This window comes from Bradyrhizobium sp. NAS80.1, from assembly GCF_001908205.1.
Taxonomy (GTDB): Bacteria; Pseudomonadota; Alphaproteobacteria; order Rhizobiales; family Xanthobacteraceae; genus Bradyrhizobium.
In genome coordinates, this window is the sequence record NZ_LGHL01000246.1 from 1 (window position 1) to 3037 (window position 3037).

The following is a 3037-nucleotide window of genomic DNA, read 5'->3' on the forward strand; positions in this document are numbered from 1 at the left end:
CCAGCAGGCCGCCCAGCAGTCCGCTCCCCCCAGCCCCGGCCGGCGAGGTGGACGGGGATCCCTACGCAAATCCGGCTGCGCCCTACATGGCCACTCGTGTGCAGGCGTCGAGCAAGTTCCCTGAGCCGATCCTCAACACACCAAAATCGATTACGGTGCTCACAAAGGACGTGCTCGAGGACAAGAACGCCACGACGCTGAAGGAGATCGGGCGCTCGACCGCCGGCGTGACGCTGGGCTCGGGCGAGGGCGGCAACGCGTTCGGCGACCGCTTCTTCATCCGCGGCTTCGACGCGCGCAACGACGTCTTCATCGACGGCATCCGCGATCCCGCGGTCTCCATCCGCGAGAACTTCTTCACCGAGCAGATCGAGATCTTGCGCGGCCCGGCCTCGTCCTACGCCGGCCGTGGCACTGCCGGCGGAGCCATCAACATCGTCACCAAGCAGGCGCGCGACGCCAACTTCCAGCGAATGGATACCGAGTTCGGCACCGACATGACCAAGCGTGTCACGCTTGACGTCAACCAGGTCATCGATCCGACGTTCTCGGTGCGCGCGGGCGGCCTGTTCCAGGACGCCAATGTCGCCGGCCGCAACTACGTGACCGACGATCGCTGGGGCAGCTTCATCTCGACCAAGTATACCCCGACCAGCGACATCAAGATCACGACGAACTACGTCCATACCGACCTCAGCGGTTACCCGGATTTCGGCGTGCCCTACTACAAGCAGGGCAATGTCCCGGTGACATCGGCCGGCATCCCGCGCGGAAACTGGTACGGCTTCCTCAACCGCGACTTCCAGACCGCGCGGCAGGATTTCGGCACCGGCACGATCGAATACAAGGTCAACGAGGCCATCACGCTGAGCAGCAAGGTGCGCGGCGAGCACTCGCTGCTGAACTACATCGGAACGCTGCCGCAGGGGCCGAACACGACGAGCCCCAACCCGCTGCTCTGGACGACGACGGCGAGCGCGCAGAGCCGCTACCAGAACGTCGACGTGTGGGACAACCAGAACGAGGCCACGTTCAAGCTCGACACCGGCGGGGTCAAGCATACCGCGGTGTTCGGCGTCGAATATGCGAACGAGAACGTCTCGATCGACCGTTACGCCGGCCTCGCGTCGGAACTGGCCGGCAGCCCCTTCACGAGCACCGGCGCCGTGACCGGGGTCAATCTCTACGCCCCGCAGTACACGTATATTCCGTTCGGCATTCCGTCGCTTGCAGGAAACCCGACACGCTACGGCGTCAACACCAGCAGCGTGTATCTGATGGACACTGCCAACTGGCAGGACACTATCATTGTCAATGGCGGCATCCGCTACGACGGCTACAACATGAGTTCGTCGACCAATTCGCCGAAATACCTGAAAATGAACTCCGACCTCGTCAATTACAACGTCGGCGTGCTCTACAAGCCGATGTCGATCGGCAGCGTCTACGCGGCCTATGCGACCTCGGCCAATCCGTTCGGATCGGAGCTTGATGCGACCGGCACCGATTACGGTGGCGTGCCGGCGAACACGCCCATTCTGCTTGGGCCCGAGCTCAACAAGGCGGCCGAAGTCGGCACCAAGTGGGAATTGGCGGATCGTCACCTGCTGGTCACCGCGGCGCTGTTCCAGACGACGAAGGACAATGCACGCGAGACGAATGCCGCGGGCCTGCTCACCTCGAATGCGGCCTATCGTATCCAGGGCATCGACATCGAGGCCGAAGGCAAGATCACTGACCGCTGGAGCATCTTCGGCGGCCTGGTGCTGATGCAGTCGAAGGTCACGCAGAGCAACATCCCCTCCAACATCGGCCTGCAGCTTGCCAACGTTGCCCACCAGTCGTTCAGCATGCTGACCAAGTACAAGTTAGACGACGGCTGGGAGCTGGGCGGGCAGGCGGTGTACCGCTCGAAGGTGTATGGCGGCACGTTTGCGGCGAATACCGGCAACGAATTGCCAAGCTACTGGCGCTTCGACGCGTTCGTGGAAAAGAAGATCGACAAGAACTGGACCATGAAGCTCTACGCGCAGAACCTGACCAACAAGCTGTACTACGATACGCTCTATCGCAGTGCGGTGCCGTTCGTGGCGGTCGCGCCGGGACGGGCGTTCTACCTCGTGACAACGGCGAAGTTCTGATCATGTTGACGTGCCTGCCTGGCGTTCTCAGCAAGGATGATGTGGCGGAGTTCCGCCGCATCATGGATGTCAGCGGCTGGGAAGACGGCCGCTCCACCGCCGGCGCGCAGTCGGCGATGGTCAAGCGCAACGAGCAATTGCCGCCGGATGGCGAGGTCGCGCGCAAGCTCGGCAACCGCATCATCTCGGCGCTGACCTCGAACCCGCGCTTCATCGCGGCGGCGATCCCGCTGCAGATCTTCCCGCCGCTGTTCAACCGCTATGCGGCGAGCAGCGGTCACCATTTCGGACTGCATGTCGACAACGCGATCCGCGGCGACCGCCTGACCGGCCTTCGCATCCGCACAGACCTGTCGGTCACACTATTCCTGGCCGAGCCGGAAGAGTACGACGGTGGCGAACTTGTGATCGAGGACACCTACGGTTCGCACGAAGTCAAGTTGCCAGCAGGCGACTGCGTGCTCTATCCCTCGACCAGCCTGCATCTCGTCACGCCGGTGACCCGGGGAACGCGGGTTGCGTCTTTCTTCTGGCTTCAGAGCATGATACGGGACGACCAAGCCCGGAGCATGATCTTTGACCTCGACACCGCGATTCAGGCGCTGGTGGAACGGCTCGGGCGTGACGATCCCGAAACGGTCAAATTGACGGGTATCTATCACAACCTCATTCGACACTGGGCCGAAGTATGAAGATCATGTCCTTCCAAGCAAGCCTTGTCGCAGCCGCGATGCTGGCGGCCGCCTGGCTCGCATCCCCTGTTTCTGCCCAGACGCAAACCTCGCCAGTGGCACCGGTACAATCGGCGGCTCAGCCGGCTCTGGTCAGCCCGCCTCCGGTGGCAGCGCCTTCTGCCACCGCTCCGGCGCCCGCGGCTTCGACGGCGACCGCCCCCG

At 63.1% G+C, this 3037-nt stretch carries 1 protein-coding gene and 2 pseudogenes; all 3 read left to right on the top strand.

What is annotated here, in order from left to right; translation table 11 throughout:
- Window positions 1-2141: pseudogene (locus AC629_RS39875) on the top strand (TonB-dependent receptor); the annotation flags it as partial.
- 2 nt (window positions 2142-2143) lie between these two features.
- Window positions 2144-2833, top strand: coding sequence for a Fe2+-dependent dioxygenase (locus tag AC629_RS39880; protein ID WP_084810158.1), 690 nt, complete (start codon window positions 2144-2146; stop codon window positions 2831-2833).
- A 5-nt stretch (window positions 2834-2838) separates the two neighbouring features.
- A pseudogene (locus AC629_RS39885) lies at window positions 2839-3037 on the top strand (tonB-system energizer ExbB); the annotation flags it as partial.